This is a genomic window from Ruegeria sp. YKSD163 (assembly GCF_059612905.1).
The window spans coordinates 214,592-231,626 of record NZ_JBXWRM010000001.1; the positions used below are offsets into that span (position 1 = coordinate 214,592).

A 17,035-nucleotide genomic window follows, 5' to 3' on the forward strand; every position below is an offset into this window, starting at 1 on the left:
GATATGCCAGCCGAAAATATAGGTTATCTGCGAAAGCACCGGCTGCGCCCGGCGCTCAGTTCCGCCACAGCGCCGGGGTAATCAGCGCGATAAAGGCCAGCGTTTCCAGCCGTCCGATGATCATCGCGCCGCTCAGGATCAGCTTGGCCGCGGCTGGCATCTCGATCAGGCGGATCGGCGCTTCGGCGCCGATCTCGATCAGCGGGCCGGTGGTGCTGAGCGAGGCAATGCTGAGCACCATGGCAGTTTCGAAATCCGACCCCGCCGCCGCCAGTGCCATCGCGATCGCCGCCAGCGAAATGGCAAACAGCATGAAGAACACCCATGCGATAAAGGCTCCGTCACGCTGGATGCGGCGATTGCGTCCGGTCGCGGAACTGACCGACGAAGGATGCACCAGCCGCTGCATCTCGCGCATGCCGTTGAGATAGAGCGCGTAAACCCGCAACAGCTTGACCCCGCCAGCGGTGGTGGCAACACCGCCGCCGATCACCGACAGGCCCAGAAGGATCATCCCCGGCGTGCCCAGTCCGGACCACTGCCGTGCTTCGGCCCAGTCGGTCGATTCGAAACCGGTGGTCGTCAGAAAGGACATCACCGTGAACAGGCTGCCCCAGAGCGCCCTGAGCGCCAGCGCGAGGTTTTCGCTCGACGCGATCTCGAAGGCACCGGACCAGTGACGCAGGAACAACAGCGCCGGCACCCCGATCAGGATCAGCAGGCCGATGCGAAACTCGGGGTCCTGATCCAGCCGGGCATGGCCGCGCATGGCGGTATCCGACGAGAAGGTGAGCCGCGACAGGGCGAAGAACATGAACAAGAACAGGATCGCCTCGCCCGTCAGGCCCGAGGCACTGCCCGACAACCCGCCTACCGGCGAGATGCCCGAGGTCGCCATGACCGACATCGCGTGACAGATCGCCACCAGACCGGGATCACCCGCCGCCAGCAGCAGGATTGCCACCACCAGCGTCAGACCGGCATAGACCGGCGCCAGCGTCGCCGCGATTCGGATCAGCCTGCCGCGCGGATCGACGCTTTCGCCCTGCCCGACCAGCACCCGGCCCGGCTGTCCCTGGGCCGTCACCTCGAACCCGCCCAGCGATAGCGGCGCCAGGATGGCCGAGGCGGCGATCCACATCACCAGCCCGCCCAGCCAGCCAACCTGCGCCCGCCACAGATGCAGCGTCTCGCTCAACCGTCCGGGGTCGGGAAACATCTCGGCGCCAGTGGTGGTGATGGCGCTGACCATCTCGAAATAAGAGTTCAGGAAACTCGTGGTCTTCAGCGCGTCGTGAAACGGCACCGCCAGAAACAGCGGCAACAACGCAAAGGTGGACAACAGCGCCGCCAGCTGCCCCAGCACCCCGTGGCGCGACGGGCGTCCGGCCCGCGCCAGCGCGATGGTGGTGACGGTCACCAGCCCCAGAATGCCGGAATAGAAGAACGAGCGCGAGGTGGGATGATCGTTCAATGTCAGGGCATAGGCCGCGGGCACCCACATCATGACCGAGAACAGGCCCCAGATCAGCAGGGCCAGCGGCAGTTGCCGCAACAGGCCGGTATCCTCTTTGAGCCCGCGCCGTGCCATCAGAAGAAGTCGATCGAGACCTGCATCAGCCGCTCGACCTCGGGCACGTCGTCGGCCATGGCGAATATGGCGATCACGTCCCCCTCCTCGACTCGCATCTCTCCGGTCGGGCGCACCACCTTGCCCTGTTTGCGCACCGCACCCACCAGAACGCCCTCGGGAAAGTCGATGTCGCGCAGGCGCTGACCCGCCATGGGTGAGGTCGACAGCACCTCGGCCTCGATCACCTCGGCCTCGGCATCGCCGATGGAATAGACCTGCCGCACCCGCCCGTGCCGGATATGACGCAGGATCGAGCTGACGGTGGTGGCGCGCGGGTTGATATAGGCGTCGATCCCCAGCGGCGGCATCAGCGCCACCAGGGTCGGGTCGTTGATCAGCGCAATCGCCAGCCGGCAGCCCTCGGCTTTGGCGCGCACGGCAGCCAACATGTTGGTGCGGTCATCGTCGGTCACCGCCAGCATCGCATCGGCACGCGAGATACCGGCCTCGGCCAGCAGGCCCGCATCCATACCATCGCCATGCAGCACGATCGTGCGTTCCAGCGCCTCGGCGGCGCGTTCGGCATTGCCCCGGTCGCGCTCGATCACCTTGGCATGAATACGGGTCTTGTGCTCTTCCAGCGCGCGGGCCACTTCGAGGCCCACGTTCCCGCCGCCCACAATCACAACACGATCCTGCTTTTTATATGTTTTGCCAAAGACTTCCATGGTTCTGTTGACGTCATCCACATGACAGAAGACATAGCATTCGTCGCCTGCGAAGATCTGGTCTCCAGGTTCCGGGGCAAACAGCGTGCCTTCGCGCCGGATCCCTACAACGATGGCGCGCAGGGTGGAAAACAGGTCGGTCAGCTGGCGCAGCGGCGTATTGATGACCGGGCTTTCCTCGTCCACCGACAGGCCGATCAGTTGCGCCTGACCGTCCATGAAGGTCTCGGTATCAAAGGCTGAGGGTGCCGACAGGCGCCGCATGGCGGCGGCGGCCACCTCACGTTCGGGGCTGATCACCACGTCAATGGGCAGATGTTCGCGCCGGTAAAGATCGGAATAGATGGCGTTGAGATAGGATTTTGAGCGCAGCCGCGCGATCTTGCGTTGGATGCCGAATACTGAATGGGCCACCTGGCAGGTGACCATGTTGACCTCGTCGGAATAAGTAGCCGCGATGATCATGTCCGCGTCACGCGCGCCCGCCCGTTCCAGCACATCGGGGTAGGAGGCGAAACCGGCAATTCCCTGCACGTCCAGCGTCTCGGTCGCACGGCGCACCAGATCGGGGTTGTTGTCCACCACGGTCACGTCGTTCAGTTCGCCCGACAGATGCCGTGCGATCTGCCATCCGACCTGCCCGGCCCCACAGATGATGACCTTCATTCCCTGGCCCCTTTTGCCTGAGGGTTTTTGAATGACAGAAGGCCGGGACAGGGTCAATTCAATTGTCAGACGCCGAATTCAGTGCCACTCTGACATGCATGAAACTCTGGACCCTGCCCCTTGCCGCCACAGTGATTCTAACGGGTTGCGGCCCGCTTTCGATCTATTACCGCGAGGGCGTCAGCGTCACGCGGCAACAGTCGGATACGCTTGATTGCGAGGTCAAGGCGCTGCGCGATGCGCCGGTGGCCAATCAGGTCCGGCAAAGCCCGCCGATCTTTTATCCGGGGCGCACCGTCTGCAACTCTGCCGGTCAGTGTTACACCACGCCGGGCAACTGGGTGCCGGGCAATGTCTATACCGTCGACGCCAATTCCGGCTTGCGCGCCCGTGTCGAACAGCAATGCATGGCCGCCAAGGGCTATGCCCCGGTCGAACTGCCCCGATGCAGCGAGGCGGTGGCTGCCCAGGTACAGCCGGTGCGCGGCGCCAAGTTGCCGGCGCTGGGTCCGAATTCCTGCGTGGTGACCTATCAAGACGGCTCGTATCAGGTGGTCACGCCCAGGCCCGCGGGCTAGGGGCGCGACCGCTCCCCTTACTCGGCGGCCTCCACCTCTTCTTCGTCCATATGTGCCACGCGGGCGCCCGACTTGCTGGAGGTGACCACGCCCAACGATTTCAGCTTGCGGTGCAGCGCGCTGCGCTCCATCCCGACGAAACTGGCGGTGCGGCTGATATTGCCGCCGAACCGGTTGATCTGGGTCAGCAGGTATTCGCGCTCGAACGCCTCGCGCGCCTCGCGCAACGGCAGCGTCGCCAGCGCGCCCGACAACACCACCCGGCCCTCTTCGGCGGCCTTGTCCTCGTCGCTGGGCAACTCGCGCGCCTCGATGGCACCGGTGCCCTCGCCCAGGATCAACACCCGTTCGATCAGGTTCTTGAGCTGGCGCACATTGCCCGGCCAGGACATGGTCTGCATCAACGCGACCGCCTCGTCACTCAACTCGCGCAGTGGGAGGCCCTGGCTCTGGTGGCATTGTTCGATAAAATAGCCTGCCAGAACCGGAATATCCTCGCGCCGGTCCTCAAGAGAGGGCACCGCGATCGGCACCACGTTCAGACGGTGATACAGCTCCTGGCGGAAGCGTTCGGCCTGAATCTCGGCCTCGAGATCGCGGTTGGTGGACGAGATCACCCGCAGATCGACCCGCACCTTGTCGGTGCCGCCGACGCGCTGGAATTGCTGATCCACCAGCACCCGCAGGATTTTCGACTGGGTTCCGGACGGCATGTCCGCCACTTCGTCAAAGAACACCACACCACCATGGGCCTGTTCCAGCAGACCGGGTTCGACACCACGCTCCTGGCTTTCACGACCGAACAGCATCTCTTCCATCCGCTCCGGCTCGACCCCGGCGCAGTTGACGGTGACAAAGGGCGCATTGGCACGGTTGGAATGGGCATGGATATAGCGCGCCGCAATCTCCTTGCCCGCACCCGCCGGCCCGCGCAACATCACCCGGCCATTGGATTTGGTCACCTTGTCGAGCTGGCCGATCATGGTGCGGAACGCTGCCGACTGGCCGATCATCTCGGCGCTGGTCACTTCGCGGCGTTTCAGTTGCGCATTCTCGCGGCGCAAGCGTGAAGTTTCCATCGCGCGGCGGATCACCACCATCAACTGGTCGATATTGAACGGTTTCTCGATGAAATCATAAGCGCCCTGCTTGATCGCGGCCACCGCGATTTCGATATTGCCGTGCCCCGAGATGATCACTACCGGGACATCCGGGTTGTCACGTTTCACGGTCTTGAGGATGTCGATTCCATCCATCCGGCTGTCCTTCAGCCAGATGTCGAGGATCAACAGACCCGGTGGTTCAGAGTTTATTTCGGCCATGCATTCATCGGACGTGCCCGCCAAACGGGTGGTATAGCCCTCGTCCTCGAGAATATCCGAGACCAATTCCCGAATGTCGCGTTCGTCATCAACGATCAGAATATCACTCATGTCGGTCCTGCTTTCGCCTTGTTTCTGGCCGCCTGTCTCTGCATGGCGGATCTGGAGGCCGGGTCGTAGCCCGGCAGTCGGATAACGGCCATGGCGCCGAAATGGTCCTGGCCGTCAAAGACGGGCGCATCCTCCAGATGCAGCGTCCCGCCATGTTCCTCGATGATCTTCTTGACGATGGGCAGGCCCAGCCCGGTGCCCTCGTCGCGGGTGGTGACATAAGGTTCGAACAGGCGCGCCCTGTCCTCGGGCAGGCCGATCCCGTTGTCGGCAATGGTGATCTGGCTGCCATCGGCATCGCCCGACAGGGTCACCCGTATCTCGGGGGAAAGATTGCCAGGTACGCCCTTTTTAATCAGACTTTCAATCGCTTCACCCGCGTTCTTGATCAGGTTCGTCAGCGCCTGGCTGAGCATGGTAGCATCCACATTGCCCATCAGGGGCGCATCGGGCAGATCGGCACTGATGCGCACATCCGGCTGACCGGTCTGTTGCAGCAGCACCGCGTCGCGCACCAGCCGGGTCAGATTCTCTTCGTGCCGGTCGGGTTCGGGCATGCGGGCGAATTTCGAGAATTCGTCAACTATGCGGCGCAGGTCGTTGGTCTGGCGCACGATCACATCGGTCATAGATTCCAGGCTGTCGCAATCGGCCTCGTCCAGCTTGCGCGAGAACTTGCGCTTGATGCGCTCGGCGCTCAGTTGGATGGGGGTCAGCGGGTTCTTGATCTCATGCGCGATGCGCCGGGCCACATCGCCCCAGGCCGCCATCCGCTGGGCGCTGACCAGGTCGGTGACATCGTCAAAGGCGACCACGTAGCCTTCCAGCGTGTCATCCTCGCCGCGCCGGGTGGACATGCGGACCAGCAGGTTTTCCAGCTGCCCCTTGCGGGTCACCTTGATCTCGGCCTGCACGGTTTCCTGCGCGGTCCCGACAAGGCTCTCGAACAAGGGCACGAACTCGGGCACAGCCACCGCCAGGTCGAGGCTTTGTTCATCGCCCGACCAGTCGAGCAGCCGTTCGGCCGAGCGGTTGACGAAGGTCACCCGCCCCTGCGCGTCCAGCCCGACCACGCCCGAAGTGACCGAGCTGAGCACGGAATCGAACAACCGCCGGCGGCGTTCGATCTGGTGGGTGTTTTCCAAAAGCGTGTCGCGTTGTCCCTTCAACTGGCGTGTCATCTGGTTGAAGTACCGCCCCAGCATGGCGATCTCGTCGTCACCCTGTTCCTCGGGCACCTGTACGCTCAGATCGCCGCCCCCGACCCGCTGCGCCGCCGTGGTCAACCGCCCCACCGGGCGCGACAGGCGTTCGGCGAACCACAGGCCCAGCCAGACCGCGGCCAGGATCAGGATCACCGCAAAGCCCAGATACAGCAGGCCGAATTCGAACAGCACCCGACCCCGTTCATTCTCGAGCTGCTGGTACAGGTGCACCGTTTCCTTGGTATCGTCGAGCAGGTTGAGGATCTCGCCATCCACCTCTCGGCTGACATAGAGATAACGGTCAGGATAGGCCTGAAGCATCACCAGCGCGCGAAATTCGCTGTTGTCCCAATCCTGGATGATGACATGACCGTTGGTCTGGGCGGCGCGGAACTGGTCGGGCGCGGGTTGCTCGTAATCGAACTGATAGGACCGGTCGCCACGCGCCCTGATCTCGCCGCCGCCGTCCACCACGTAAGCTTCGCGCAGGCCGCGCTGAATCTGGCCCTGACCCTGGGCCAGCACACCGCGCAGCTCGGCATCAGAGATGAAGAAATTGAGCGAACGTGCCTGATCCAGATAGCGGGCCAATGCGCGGGCGTCCTGGGTCAGCCCCTCGCGGTGTTCCAGCTCATAGGCCTCGGCCGCCGCGAGCGAGCTGCCGACCACGTTGCGCACCCGGTCCGAGAACCAGCCTTCGAGCCCGATATTGAGCGTGAGCCCGGCAAAGATAGCCACCGTGATCGTCGGGATAAGCGCCAACAGGGTAAACACCCCGATCAGGCGCAGGTGCAGGCGGGATCCCGCCGATTTCTCGCGCCGGGCGGCCACCAGCCGCCCCACCTGCGACAGCACCAGCGCCGCCAGAACCAGGATATAGACAAGGTCTGCAAGCAGGATGAGTCGCAACGTGGTCGACCCGGCCCCCAGATCGAAGGGTCCGGTCACCAGATAGGTCGCAACGGTCAGGATCGGCCCCAGAACAACCAGGCCCAAGGTCCCGATATTGCGGGCTTTTCGCGTCTTGCGCCATTCGCTGAGCGAAAGAAACGTCCCGTTCTGTGACCGGGTTGCCACCTGCTGCCCTCATCCTGATGTGCCGCCGAAGCGGCTTACCGCCATATTTCGTGGTCTTTGCCGGGTTGCGGCCCGGATGCCACGCTTTGTGTGGCGATATTACATCAGTTTGCGCCGCCGTGTCACCTCTATATCGAGATCGGTGATTTTCTTGCGCAACGTATTCCGGTTGATCCCCAGAAGATCGGCGCATTTTGCCTGATTGCCGCCCGATGCTTCGAGCGCGATTTCGATCAGCGGCGCCTCGACTTCGCGCAGGATGCGCTGGTACAGGCCCGGCGGCGGCAGGACATTGCCGTGCAGGTCGAAATACCGCCTCAGATGCCGCGCAACCGAGCCCGAAAGCTTTTCGGCATCGCCGTGCCCTCCAAGCGCGGGTTCCAGTTCGGGCTGATTGCCCAGCACCTGCTCGACCTCGGTTCGCGAAATCTCCTCGGCCCGGCTGATCAGCGACAACCGGCGCACCGCGTTTTCAAGTTGCCGAACATTGCCCGGCCAGGAATAGAGGCGGAACAGTTCGGCCGCGCCGGTGCCCAACCAGCGCTTTGGCGCCCCCTCGCGTTCGGCCTTGGCCATGAAATACTCGGTCAACAGCGGTATATCGTCCACCCGCTCGCGCAGGGCGGGCACATGGATGGGCGCCCCGCATAGCCTGTAATACAGGTCGCGCCGCAGTTTGCCCGTCTCCATCGCGCGGGCCGGATCGCCCTGGCTGGTGGCCATGAAACGCGGCACGTAATCGCCGGGCGCATCCATCATCCGCACGATCCGGCCCTGAATCTCGTCGCTGATATCGGCGATCTCGTCGATCAGCAGCGTGCCGCCCTTGACCCGCGCCAGCACCCGCGCCGGCCCTTCGAGTTCCATCAGGTCTGCGGCGGTGACCGAGATGAAGGGCAAGGTGCGGCGGTCCGAGAAATCGTGGATGGTGCGCGCGATCAGCGACTTGCCGGTACCGCTTTCGCCCGAGATCATCACCGGCAGGTCGGTGTTCATCACCTTGGCCACCAGTCGGTAAAGCGACTGCATCGCCGGGGTGCGCCCGACCAGCGGCAACTCGTCGGGCCGCTCGGCGACCTCGTCGCGCGGCTCGGAGGGCGCGCTGCGCCGCTTCTGCTCCAGCGCACGCGCGGTGCGTTTCATCAGGTCAGGCAGGTCAAAGGGTTTGGGCAGGTAATCATAGGCCTCGGCCTCGGCGGCCTGGATCGCGGTCATGATGGTGTTCTGGGCCGAGATCACGATCACCGGCAGGCCGGGCCGGTCCTGGGCGATCTTGGGCAGCATCTCCAGCCCGTTGCCATCGGGCATGATCACATCCGAGATCACCACATCGCCCTTGCCCTCGGCCACCCAGCGCATCAGCGTGGTCAGGGACGAGGTCGCATGCACCTTGCACCCCGCCCGCGTCAGCGCCTGGGTCAGCACCGTGCGGATCGTGCGGTCATCGTCGGCCACCAGAACCGTGCCATCCATCAGTTGCTCTCCTTTTCGCCGCTTTGCTTCGGCACCCTGGGCAGCGACAGGCGGAACACCGTGCGGCCAGGGACCGAATCGACGGCGATCCAGCCGTCATGGTCGGAAATGATCTTACTCACCAGCGCCAGGCCCAGCCCGGTGCCATTCTCGCGCCCCGAAACAAAGGGATCGAAGATATCGGCGCGGATCTCTTCGGGCAGGCCCGGACCGTCATCGATCACCTCGACCTGAAGCGGCAGGGAATGGCCCGAGCCGTCATTGCGGCGCAGGCGGAAGGAATGTTCGAAATAGGTATGCAGCCGGATGGTGCCGCCACCCGGCGCCGCCTCGGAGGCGTTTTTCAGCAGGTTCAACACCACCTGCAACAGCTGGTCGGGATCGCCATAGGCCAGAGGCAGCGAGGGATCGTAATCCTCGATGATCTTCATATGCGCGCCAAAGCCCAGCAGAGCCGAGCGTCGGGCGCGGTCCAGCACGTCGTGAATATTGACCGGCTTGAAATCGGGCACGCTGAGATTGCCGAACTGTTCGACCTGCTCCAGCAGCTTTACGATACGGCGGCTTTCGGCCACGATAAGATCCGTGAGTTCAAGGTCTTCGGCCGCAAGGTTCATGCTCAGAAGCTGGGCGGCGCCGGTGATGCCCGCCAGCGGGTTCTTGATCTCGTGTGCCAGCATCTCGGCCATGCCGATGGCGGATTGCGCCGCCGATTTCACCGAATGGCTTTGCGTCATCCGCCCGGCCAACTCGCGCGGGCTGACCAGCATCATCATCACGCCGGGACTGCCGATCAGGGGGGCGATCTGGATGGCGCATTGCAGCGGTGCGCGATTGCCCGAGCCGACATCTATATCGTTGACAAACAGGGGCGTGCCCTGGGTGCGGGCACGTTCGAACGCCGGTTCGATCGGCGCGTCGATGGCCAGCTGATCCCAGACCGGTTGACCCAGCACCGCCTTGCGCGACAGGTTCAGGAAACCTTCGGCGGCAGAGTTCACGTCGACGATCCGGTTGCCCGCATCGATCAGGAAGGCAGGCACCGGCAGCGAGGCCCAGATGGCGTTCTCAGCGCTCATGCCGCCGCCTCCGCCGCGCCGTTCAGCGCCTCGGGCAGCAGGCGCAACACGGCATCGGGGTCGCGCGTGGTCAGCACCTGTTTGCGCAGCACGACCGGGGTGCCGGCCTCGTCCATGTACCATCCCAGATGCTTGCGCGCCACGCGCAGGCCCAGGTCGCGCCCATAGAAATCCAGCATCGCCTGATAGTGGCGCGCCACCATGTCGGCCAGCACCGCACCCTGCGGCACCTCTGGCGCGGGCGTGCCATACAGCGCATGGGAAATCTGCGCCAGCAGCCAGGGTCGCCCCTGTGCGCCGCGCCCCACCATCACGCCATCGGCGCCAGACCGCTCCAGCGCCTGCCGGGCCGTGTCGGCGCAGGTAATATCGCCATTGGCGATCAGCGGCACATCGACCGCCGCGCGCACTGCCGCAATCGCCGCCCAATCGGCGCGTCCCTTGTAGAACTGACAACGGGTGCGGCCATGGATGGTGACCATCCGCACGCCGGCATCAGCCGCGCGCCGCGCCACATCGGGTGCGTTCATCAGCGTATCGTCCCAGCCCAGACGGGTCTTGAGCGTCACCGGCACCTCTACGGCCCCCACGACCGCCTCGATCAGGCGCAATGCGTGATCGGGAGTCTTGAGCAGGGCCGAGCCGGAATAGCCGTTGGTCACCTTCTTGGCCGGACAACCCATATTGATATCGATCACCCGCGCGCCCCGGTCGGCAACCTGACGGGCGGCCTCGGCGATCCAGTGCGTATCGCGCCCGGCCAGCTGCACGGCGGTGTTTTCCACATCCGCCGACAGTTCCGCCCGCTCGCGCACGCCCGGTTTGGCCTGCACCATCTCCTGGCTGGCGACCATCTCGCTCACCACCATGCCGGCGCCGAATTCCATCACCAGGTCGCGAAAGGGCCGGTCGGTGATTCCGGCCATCGGCGCCAGGATCACCGGCGGGGTCAGGGTCTTGTCTCCGAGATGCAGCGTCACCTGTGCCTAATCCTTGTGCAATTGAGGTCTTGGTAATGAAGCCACGGCCATTGCACAATGAATCGCGCCTAATCAAGGGCCAGGAATTACGCATCTGCCTAATTTTTAATCGATTCACCACGGGTCATTGCCAGCGAAGGCGTCACCCCATAAAGATCGGGCATCACCCGCCTGCCCCGCGCCCGAGGACCACCATGACCACAGCCGCCATCATCGTTGCCGCCGGGCGTGGCACCCGCGCGGGCGGGGGCATGCCCAAACAATGGCGCCCGCTGGCCGGGCGCCGGGTCGCCGACTGGACGCTGGACCGCTTTGCGCTCCCACAGATCACCCATGTGGTTCTGGTGCTGCATCCCGAGGACCACGACGCCTGGGACGAGTTTGCCACGACCCCGCTGATCCTGGCGCCGGGCGGTTCTGATCGCGCGGGCTCGGTCCGAAATGGGCTGGCGGCGCTGGACGGTCTGGACATCACCAAGGTGCTGATCCATGACGTCGCTCGTCCCTGTGTCTCGGCCGCTACGATCGGTGCCGTTCTGGACGCGCTCGACAGCCATCCCGGCGCGGCGCCCGGGCTGGCGGTGACCGATGCGCTCTGGACCGGGGCCGAGGGTCTGGTGACCGGCACCCGCGACCGTGACGGGCTGTTTGCTGCGCAGACGCCGCAGGGCTTTCGCTATGGCGCCATCGTCGCGGCCCATGCCGCCCATCCTGGCGCTGCGGCGGATGATGTCGAGGTGGCGCGCGCCGCCGGGCTGAGGGTGGCCATCGTACCCGGCGACCCGGACAACCTGAAAATCACGCGGGCCGAGGATTTCGCCCGCGCCGAACGGATATTGAGGCAGGATATGGATGTAAGGCTTGGCAACGGATATGACGTGCACCGGTTCGGACCGGGCGATCACGTGATCCTCTGCGGTATCAGGGTGCCGCATGACCGGGGCCTGCAAGGGCATTCCGACGCCGATGTGGGCATGCATGCGGTCACTGACGCGCTTTATGGCGCCCTGGCCGAGGGCGATATCGGCCGCCATTTCCCCCCCTCGGACCCACAATGGAAGGGCGCGGCCAGCGAGATTTTCCTGCGCCATGCGGTCGATCTGGTGCGCGCGCGTGGGTTCATTGTGTCGAACATCGACTGCACGCTGGTTTGCGAATACCCCAAGATCGGCCCGCACGCCGTTGCAATGCAACAGGAAATGGCCCGGATCATGGAGCTGGATGCAGGCCGTGTATCGGTCAAGGCCACCACCTCCGAGCGGTTGGGTTTCACCGGCCGGGGCGAAGGGATCGCCGCGCTGGCCACCGCCTGTCTGGTGAAACCATGAGTGTCGCGTCGCTGATCGGCACCGTCGGCGGCGTCGGCTATCTGCGACCCGCGCCGGGCACCTGGGGTTCGCTGGCGGCGCTGCCGCTGGCCTGGGTCCTGCATCAGCTGGGCGGCTTTCCCCTGCTGGCGCTGGCCACTGCGGGCGCCTATTTCGCCGGACTCTGGGCGACGCGGGTGATGACCGCGGGTAAGGCCGATCACGACCCCTCGGAAATCGTCATCGACGAGGTGGCGGGCCAGTTCCTGGCGCTCTGGGCGCTCTCCCTGCCCGCCTGGTTGCACGGGCTCGACATCTCGGTGCTCTGGCCCGGCTGGATCGCGGCCTTTGTCCTGTTTCGCCTGTTCGACATCACCAAGCCCGGCCCGGTCGGCTGGGCCGACCGCCGGGGCGACCCGATGGGAGTGATGCTGGACGATATCATCGCCGGTCTTTTTGCCGCCATCTGCACTGCCCTGCTGGCGGGCTTTTCTCATGGAGTACTGGGCCTATGACTGTTGCCGACCTGCTGGAGCGTGCCCGAAAACAGGGCACCAAGATCGCCACCGCCGAAAGCTGTACGGGCGGCATGGTGATCGCCGCCCTGACCGACATTCCCGGAAGTTCCGACGTTGTCGAACGCGGGTTCGTCACCTATTCCAACAGTGCCAAACAAGAGATGCTGGGCGTGCGCAAGGCCACGCTCGACTCGTATGGCGCGGTGTCCGAACAGGTCGCGCGTGAGATGGCCGAGGGCGCGCTGGATCATTCCCGCGCCATGCTGGCCGTGTCGATCACCGGCATCGCCGGCCCAGGCGGATCCGAGTTCAAGCCCGAAGGCCGGGTCTGTTTCGCGCTGGCGGGCGATGGCATCGCCACCAGCAGCGAGACAGTCGAGTTCGGCGCGTTGGGCCGCGCACAGGTACGCACCGCCGCCCGCGACCATGCCCTGGCGCTGCTGGGTCGCGGCCTTTCCATGATCGCTGCCTGAACCGGCAAAGCCCGGGCCGGAGCGCCACTTTTTTCATCACTTGAAAAAAAGCGGCAAAAACAGGCAGGTTTCCGGCAGGCCGCCTCTTTTTCCCGCGCCCTAAATCCGCACAACCGCTCTCACCACTCGCATTCGCAGCAAAGGAGAGCGGCCCATGAACGGAGCCGATACCGCCTGGATCATCGTGGCCACGGCCCTGGTCCTCTTCATGACATTGCCGGGGCTGGCCCTGTTCTATGGCGGCCTCGTGCGCGCTCGCAATGTGCTGAGCGTCTTCATGCACTGTTTCGCCATTGCCTGCCTGATGAGCGTGCTCTGGCTGGTGGCGGGCTATTCCATCGCCTTTGGCGGCGGCACATCGGGGCTTTGGGGCGGTTTGGACAAGGTGATGCTGGCCGGTGTTACTGCCGAAAGCCTCAGCGGCACCCTGCCCGAGATCCTGTTCTTTGCCTTCCAGATGACATTCGCCATCATCACCCCCGCCCTGATCGTCGGCGCCTATGTCGAGCGCGTGGGCTTCGGCTTTGTCCTCACCTTCTCGGGTCTCTGGATGCTGCTCTGCTATGCGCCGGTGGTGCACTGGATCTGGGGTGGCGGCATGCTGGCCGATGGCGGGATCTTCGGCGAAACTGGCGTCAAGGACTTCGCGGGCGGCATCGTCGTGCACGAGACCGCCGGTCTGGCGGCGCTGATCATCGCCGTGATGCTGGGGCCGCGCCGCAACCGCACCACCCCGCCGCATAATCCCGGTTTCGTGATGATCGGTGCGGCGATGCTGTGGGTGGGCTGGTTCGGCTTCAACGGCGGCTCGCAGCTGGCCGCCGATGGTGGCGCCGCCATGGCGCTGACCGTCACCCATATCTCGGCCGCCACCGCCTCGCTCAGCTGGGCGTTGTGGGAGCGGATCAAATACGGCAAGGCCTCGCTGGTCGGCCTCGTCACCGGAACCATCGCAGGTCTTGCCTCGATCACCCCGGCCAGCGGCTTCGTCGGCCCCACCGCAGCACTGCTCATTGGCGCCGTCGCCGGTATCCTCTGCCAGGAGGCGGTGAACCTGGTGCGCAACTGGCTGAAGATCGACGACACGCTCGACGTCTTTGCCGTGCACGGGGTCGGCGGCATCTTTGGCACGCTCATGATCGCCGTGCTCGGCGCCGGCAGCTGGGCCGCTCAAATGGGCGGGCTGGTGATCGTGGGTGTCTTCACGGCCGTTGTCACCATCGTGTTGGTCAAGGTGGTTGCGCTCATCACCCCGCTTCGCGTAGATGCCGAGACCGAAACAAACGGGCTTGACCTCTCCGTTCATGGCGAGCGGGCCTATGACATGAGCAGCTGAGCCCACCTCGGCTGTTCCGATGCCCTCAAGGGGCTCAGGCGGATCTCTGAACAGGGGTCCGCCTTTTCTCTGGTCGGTACCTCAGCCTCTCCATGAAGACCCCCTCTTTCCTCTTGCTGTAAATATCCCCGCCGGAGGCATCGCGCGGCACGCGCGATACCGCTTCAGCCAGCGGTCAAACGCGACGCCAGATCAGCCGCCCCGCCGCCGGTGCGCAGCAAGGCCCAGATCTCGTCGGCGGCACCGCCCCCGATCAGCTTGACCGCCTTGGCACGCACGCGTTCCTCGCGCTCGGCAAGCGTCAGCGGCGCCATCAGGTCATGGCGCACCTCCTGTCGCTGACCGTCACGGCGCAAGAGCGACAGATGCGCCTGGGTCTCGCTCAGGCTCTCGTCGCCGATGACCTCCATCTGGTCGCGCAGCTGGATCAGCCGGGGATCTGCGCAAATGGCATCGCTATAGCTGTCAAGACGCGCGGTATCATGCCCCAGCGCCCGCATCGCCAGAACCGTGCCATAGGAGAACTTGGCCCCCAGCCCGGTGGTGGGCGCCTGCTGGTTACACACGCTTAGCCAGCGCGGATGGGTGCGAACCGTCAATGTGGCCACTTCGGGCGCGGCGATATCCAGGCTGCGCGCCGCCTCGAGCGCCGCATGCAGCCCGTGACAGCAAGCATGAAACTTGTGGCTGACCTGTTCGAACAGCCAGCTTTCACCCAGCCCCTCCAGCGCCGACATCTCGCCCGCGCCGTGATGGGTGGCGCCAAAGCCGTAGTCGCCCTCCAGCGCCAGCGGATTGGCGTCAAAACCGCGTCGCACCAGCTCCACCGCCTCGATCCCGGCGGCAGCGGCCAGACCCGCGTTATAGGGTTTGCCCATGGTGCCGAACTGCGCCTTGAGCCCGGCGGCGCGGGTGGCGGTCAGCCCCAGAGCCTGCGCCATCCGCTGCGGCGTCAATCCGGCCAGCCGTCCGGCCGCGGCGGCGGCGCCAAAGGCGCCGGCAGTCGCGGTCTGGTGAAACCCCGCCTGATAATGCCCGCGCCCCAGCCAGAGGCCGACGCGCACCGACAGTTCCATCCCAACCAGCGCCGCCTCCAACAGTTCGACAATCGCGGCATCGCGCGCCTCGGCCATGGCCAGTACGGCGGGAAACACCGCCACAGATGGGTGGCCGATATGGGCGAAATGAGTGTCGTCGTAATCCAGTGCATGGGACACGGTGCCATTGACCAGCGCAGCCCCTCGCAGGGGTGCCGCGCCGCCGCCGAACAGATGCGCGCGCCCGGCGCCACCCTCCTCCAACACCATCTCGCGCAGGATGCGCGAAACCGGCTCCTCGACCCCGGCCCGACCGACCGCGATCCAGTCAAGCGCGGACAGCGACGTGACCAGCCGGGCGGCGGGCGTCGTGGTAATGGAACCAGTGGCGAACTCGGCAAGGGTGCGTGTCAACTCAGGCATGACGCGCAGTCTAGCGTCGGACGGACCCGCGTAAAGAGGGCATCGCTCAGCCGTATAGTGCCCGCGCGCGCTCCTCGAAGGCGCGCACGATCCGCTGCATCGCCTCGTTGAACACAAGACCGATCACCCCTTGCAGGATGGCGTTCCTGAACTCGAAATCCACGTGAAAGGAGACGTCGCAGCCCCCCTCGCGCGCATCGGCAAAGGCCCAGTCGGATTTCAGGTATTTGAACGGCCCGTCCAGGTATTCGGTATCGATCCGCATCTCGGCTGGAAACAGGGTCACCCGGCTGCCGAACCGCTCGCGGAAAACCTTGAACGAGATCACCAGATCGGCCTCCATCACCTGCGCCGCGCCCTGGGGCGTGATGCTGCGGATCCGGGCGGCCGCGCACCAGGGCAGGAACTGCGGATACTTCGCCACATCGGCAACCAGATCGTACATCTGCTGGGCGGTATAGGGCAGGCGACGTGTTTCCGAATGTGTGGGCATCTGTCCTTGGGTATTTGTTGGTGACAATGGCGCGTGATTTCGTATGTTGCGCGCCAAAGATCAAGGGGGCTGCGATGACTGACCGCGCTTATGTGATTGACGAGATGATCTCGGCCAAGGCCATCGCGGCGCGGATCGAGGCGCTGTGCCGTGAGATCCAGACCGAGTTCGCCGATACCGACAAGCTGGTCGTGGTGGGCCTGTTGCGCGGCAGTTTCGTGTTCATCGCCGATCTGGTGCGCGAGCTCGACCTGCCGATCGAGGTCGATTTCCTCGAAGCCTCCTCTTATGGCGACGCGATGGAATCGAGCCGCGAGGTGCGCATCCTCAAGGATCTGCGCAGCCCGATCGAGGGGCGCGACGTGCTGGTGGTCGAGGATATCGTCGATACCGGCCATACTCTGAACCATGTCACTCATCTCTTGCTCAGCCGGATGCCCAAGCGGCTGAAATCCATTGCGCTGCTGGACAAACCCAGCCGGCGCGAAGTGGATTTCCGCTCCGACTGGATCGGCTTCGAGATCCCCGATGAGTTTGTGGTGGGCTATGGCATCGACTTTGCCCAACGCAACCGCAACCTGCCCTTCATCGGCAAGGTCCGCTTTACCGAAGCCTGATACGGCGCGTTGCCTGCGCGGCGCAATCCAAGAAAATTC

At 64.7% G+C, this 17,035-nt stretch carries 15 protein-coding genes; 6 read left to right on the forward strand and 9 right to left on the reverse strand.

Translation table 11 applies throughout. The features are described 5' to 3' along the window. Positions 1-55 precede the first annotated feature (55 nt). Positions 56-1,591 carry a TrkH family potassium uptake protein gene (locus AC2FNA_RS01005; RefSeq protein ID WP_496823751.1) on the reverse strand — a complete coding sequence of 512 codons (1,536 nt, stop codon included), beginning with the start codon at positions 1,589-1,591 and terminating at the stop codon, positions 56-58. Continuing rightward, positions 1,591-2,967 carry a Trk system potassium transporter TrkA gene (gene trkA / locus AC2FNA_RS01010; RefSeq protein WP_496823753.1) on the reverse strand — a complete coding sequence of 459 codons (1,377 nt, stop codon included), beginning with the start codon at positions 2,965-2,967 and terminating at the stop codon, positions 1,591-1,593. The genes AC2FNA_RS01005 and trkA overlap by 1 nt, the downstream gene beginning before the upstream one ends. A gap of 98 nt (positions 2,968-3,065) precedes the next feature. On the opposite strand from trkA, the gene AC2FNA_RS01015 reads away from it, so the two are divergent. Beyond that, positions 3,066-3,545: a hypothetical protein gene (locus tag AC2FNA_RS01015; protein ID WP_234166471.1), complete on the forward strand. Its 480-nt coding sequence runs from the start codon at positions 3,066-3,068 to the stop codon at positions 3,543-3,545. Positions 3,546-3,562: 17 nt separating this feature from the next. On the opposite strand, the gene ntrX is transcribed toward AC2FNA_RS01015, so the two are convergent. The 5 genes from ntrX to dusB form a co-directional block, all read right to left on the reverse strand. Then, entirely contained in the window at positions 3,563-4,978 is a 1,416-nt protein-coding gene (gene ntrX, locus AC2FNA_RS01020; protein ID WP_496823755.1) for a nitrogen assimilation response regulator NtrX, read from the reverse strand. After that, on the reverse strand, positions 4,975-7,260 hold the full coding sequence (locus tag AC2FNA_RS01025) for a sensor histidine kinase NtrY-like (protein ID WP_496823757.1): 2,286 nt from the start codon (positions 7,258-7,260) through the stop codon (positions 4,975-4,977). The genes ntrX and AC2FNA_RS01025 overlap by 4 nt, the downstream gene beginning before the upstream one ends. A 99-nt stretch (positions 7,261-7,359) precedes the next feature. Beyond that, positions 7,360-8,733 (reverse strand): response regulator, encoded by a 1,374-nt coding sequence (locus AC2FNA_RS01030; RefSeq protein WP_496823758.1) that lies wholly within the window; start codon positions 8,731-8,733, stop codon positions 7,360-7,362. Beyond that, positions 8,733-9,812 (reverse strand): two-component system sensor histidine kinase NtrB, encoded by a 1,080-nt coding sequence (locus AC2FNA_RS01035; protein WP_496823759.1) that lies wholly within the window; start codon positions 9,810-9,812, stop codon positions 8,733-8,735. The genes AC2FNA_RS01030 and AC2FNA_RS01035 overlap by 1 nt, the downstream gene beginning before the upstream one ends. Continuing rightward, a complete protein-coding gene (gene dusB / locus AC2FNA_RS01040; RefSeq protein ID WP_496823761.1) occupies positions 9,809-10,792 on the reverse strand; it encodes a tRNA dihydrouridine synthase DusB in 984 nt (327 codons plus the stop codon). The genes AC2FNA_RS01035 and dusB overlap by 4 nt, the downstream gene beginning before the upstream one ends. A 194-nt stretch (positions 10,793-10,986) precedes the next feature. Between dusB and AC2FNA_RS01045 the strand changes: the two genes are divergently transcribed. The 4 genes from AC2FNA_RS01045 (at position 10,987) to AC2FNA_RS01060 (ending at position 14,426) form a co-directional block, all read left to right on the forward strand. Then, complete coding sequence (locus tag AC2FNA_RS01045) at positions 10,987-12,120, forward strand: bifunctional 2-C-methyl-D-erythritol 4-phosphate cytidylyltransferase/2-C-methyl-D-erythritol 2,4-cyclodiphosphate synthase (RefSeq protein ID WP_496823763.1); 1,134 nt, start codon at positions 10,987-10,989, stop codon at positions 12,118-12,120. Then, positions 12,117-12,614: a phosphatidylglycerophosphatase A family protein gene (locus AC2FNA_RS01050; RefSeq protein WP_496823765.1), complete on the forward strand. Its 498-nt coding sequence runs from the start codon at positions 12,117-12,119 to the stop codon at positions 12,612-12,614. Before AC2FNA_RS01045 ends, AC2FNA_RS01050 begins: the two co-directional genes overlap by 4 nt. After that, positions 12,611-13,090, forward strand: coding sequence for a CinA family protein (locus AC2FNA_RS01055; RefSeq protein WP_496823767.1), 480 nt, complete (start codon positions 12,611-12,613; stop codon positions 13,088-13,090). Before AC2FNA_RS01050 ends, AC2FNA_RS01055 begins: the two co-directional genes overlap by 4 nt. A gap of 154 nt (positions 13,091-13,244) precedes the next feature. Continuing rightward, positions 13,245-14,426: an ammonium transporter gene (locus AC2FNA_RS01060; RefSeq protein ID WP_496823769.1), complete on the forward strand. Its 1,182-nt coding sequence runs from the start codon at positions 13,245-13,247 to the stop codon at positions 14,424-14,426. Positions 14,427-14,590: 164 nt separating this feature from the next. On the opposite strand, the gene AC2FNA_RS01065 is transcribed toward AC2FNA_RS01060, so the two are convergent. Both AC2FNA_RS01065 and AC2FNA_RS01070 read right to left on the reverse strand, forming a co-directional pair. Further along, positions 14,591-15,886, reverse strand: coding sequence for an MmgE/PrpD family protein (locus AC2FNA_RS01065; RefSeq protein WP_496823771.1), 1,296 nt, complete (start codon positions 15,884-15,886; stop codon positions 14,591-14,593). A gap of 46 nt (positions 15,887-15,932) precedes the next feature. Further along, positions 15,933-16,379 carry a type II toxin-antitoxin system RatA family toxin gene (locus tag AC2FNA_RS01070; RefSeq protein ID WP_496823772.1) on the reverse strand — a complete coding sequence of 149 codons (447 nt, stop codon included), beginning with the start codon at positions 16,377-16,379 and terminating at the stop codon, positions 15,933-15,935. Between the two features lie 74 nt (positions 16,380-16,453). Between AC2FNA_RS01070 and hpt the strand changes: the two genes are divergently transcribed. After that, complete coding sequence (hpt, locus tag AC2FNA_RS01075; RefSeq protein WP_496823774.1) at positions 16,454-16,996, forward strand: hypoxanthine phosphoribosyltransferase; 543 nt, start codon at positions 16,454-16,456, stop codon at positions 16,994-16,996. Positions 16,997-17,035 lie beyond the last annotated feature (39 nt).

Coding starts and splice junctions, on each gene's coding strand:
- AC2FNA_RS01030 (WP_496823758.1), bottom strand. CDS start 8,733: ATGGATGGCACGGTTCTGGTGGCCGACGATGACCGCACGATCCGCACG.
- AC2FNA_RS01070 (WP_496823772.1), bottom strand. CDS start 16,379: ATGCCCACACATTCGGAAACACGTCGCCTGCCCTATACCGCCCAGCAG.
- AC2FNA_RS01015 (WP_234166471.1), top strand. CDS start 3,066: ATGAAACTCTGGACCCTGCCCCTTGCCGCCACAGTGATTCTAACGGGT.
- ntrX (WP_496823755.1), bottom strand. CDS start 4,978: ATGAGTGATATTCTGATCGTTGATGACGAACGCGACATTCGGGAATTG.
- AC2FNA_RS01060 (WP_496823769.1), top strand. CDS start 13,245: ATGAACGGAGCCGATACCGCCTGGATCATCGTGGCCACGGCCCTGGTC.
- AC2FNA_RS01055 (WP_496823767.1), top strand. CDS start 12,611: ATGACTGTTGCCGACCTGCTGGAGCGTGCCCGAAAACAGGGCACCAAG.
- AC2FNA_RS01050 (WP_496823765.1), top strand. CDS start 12,117: ATGAGTGTCGCGTCGCTGATCGGCACCGTCGGCGGCGTCGGCTATCTG.
- AC2FNA_RS01005 (WP_496823751.1), bottom strand. CDS start 1,591: ATGGCACGGCGCGGGCTCAAAGAGGATACCGGCCTGTTGCGGCAACTG.
- AC2FNA_RS01045 (WP_496823763.1), top strand. CDS start 10,987: ATGACCACAGCCGCCATCATCGTTGCCGCCGGGCGTGGCACCCGCGCG.
- AC2FNA_RS01065 (WP_496823771.1), bottom strand. CDS start 15,886: ATGCCTGAGTTGACACGCACCCTTGCCGAGTTCGCCACTGGTTCCATT.
- hpt (WP_496823774.1), top strand. CDS start 16,454: ATGACTGACCGCGCTTATGTGATTGACGAGATGATCTCGGCCAAGGCC.
- trkA (WP_496823753.1), bottom strand. CDS start 2,967: ATGAAGGTCATCATCTGTGGGGCCGGGCAGGTCGGATGGCAGATCGCA.
- AC2FNA_RS01035 (WP_496823759.1), bottom strand. CDS start 9,812: ATGAGCGCTGAGAACGCCATCTGGGCCTCGCTGCCGGTGCCTGCCTTC.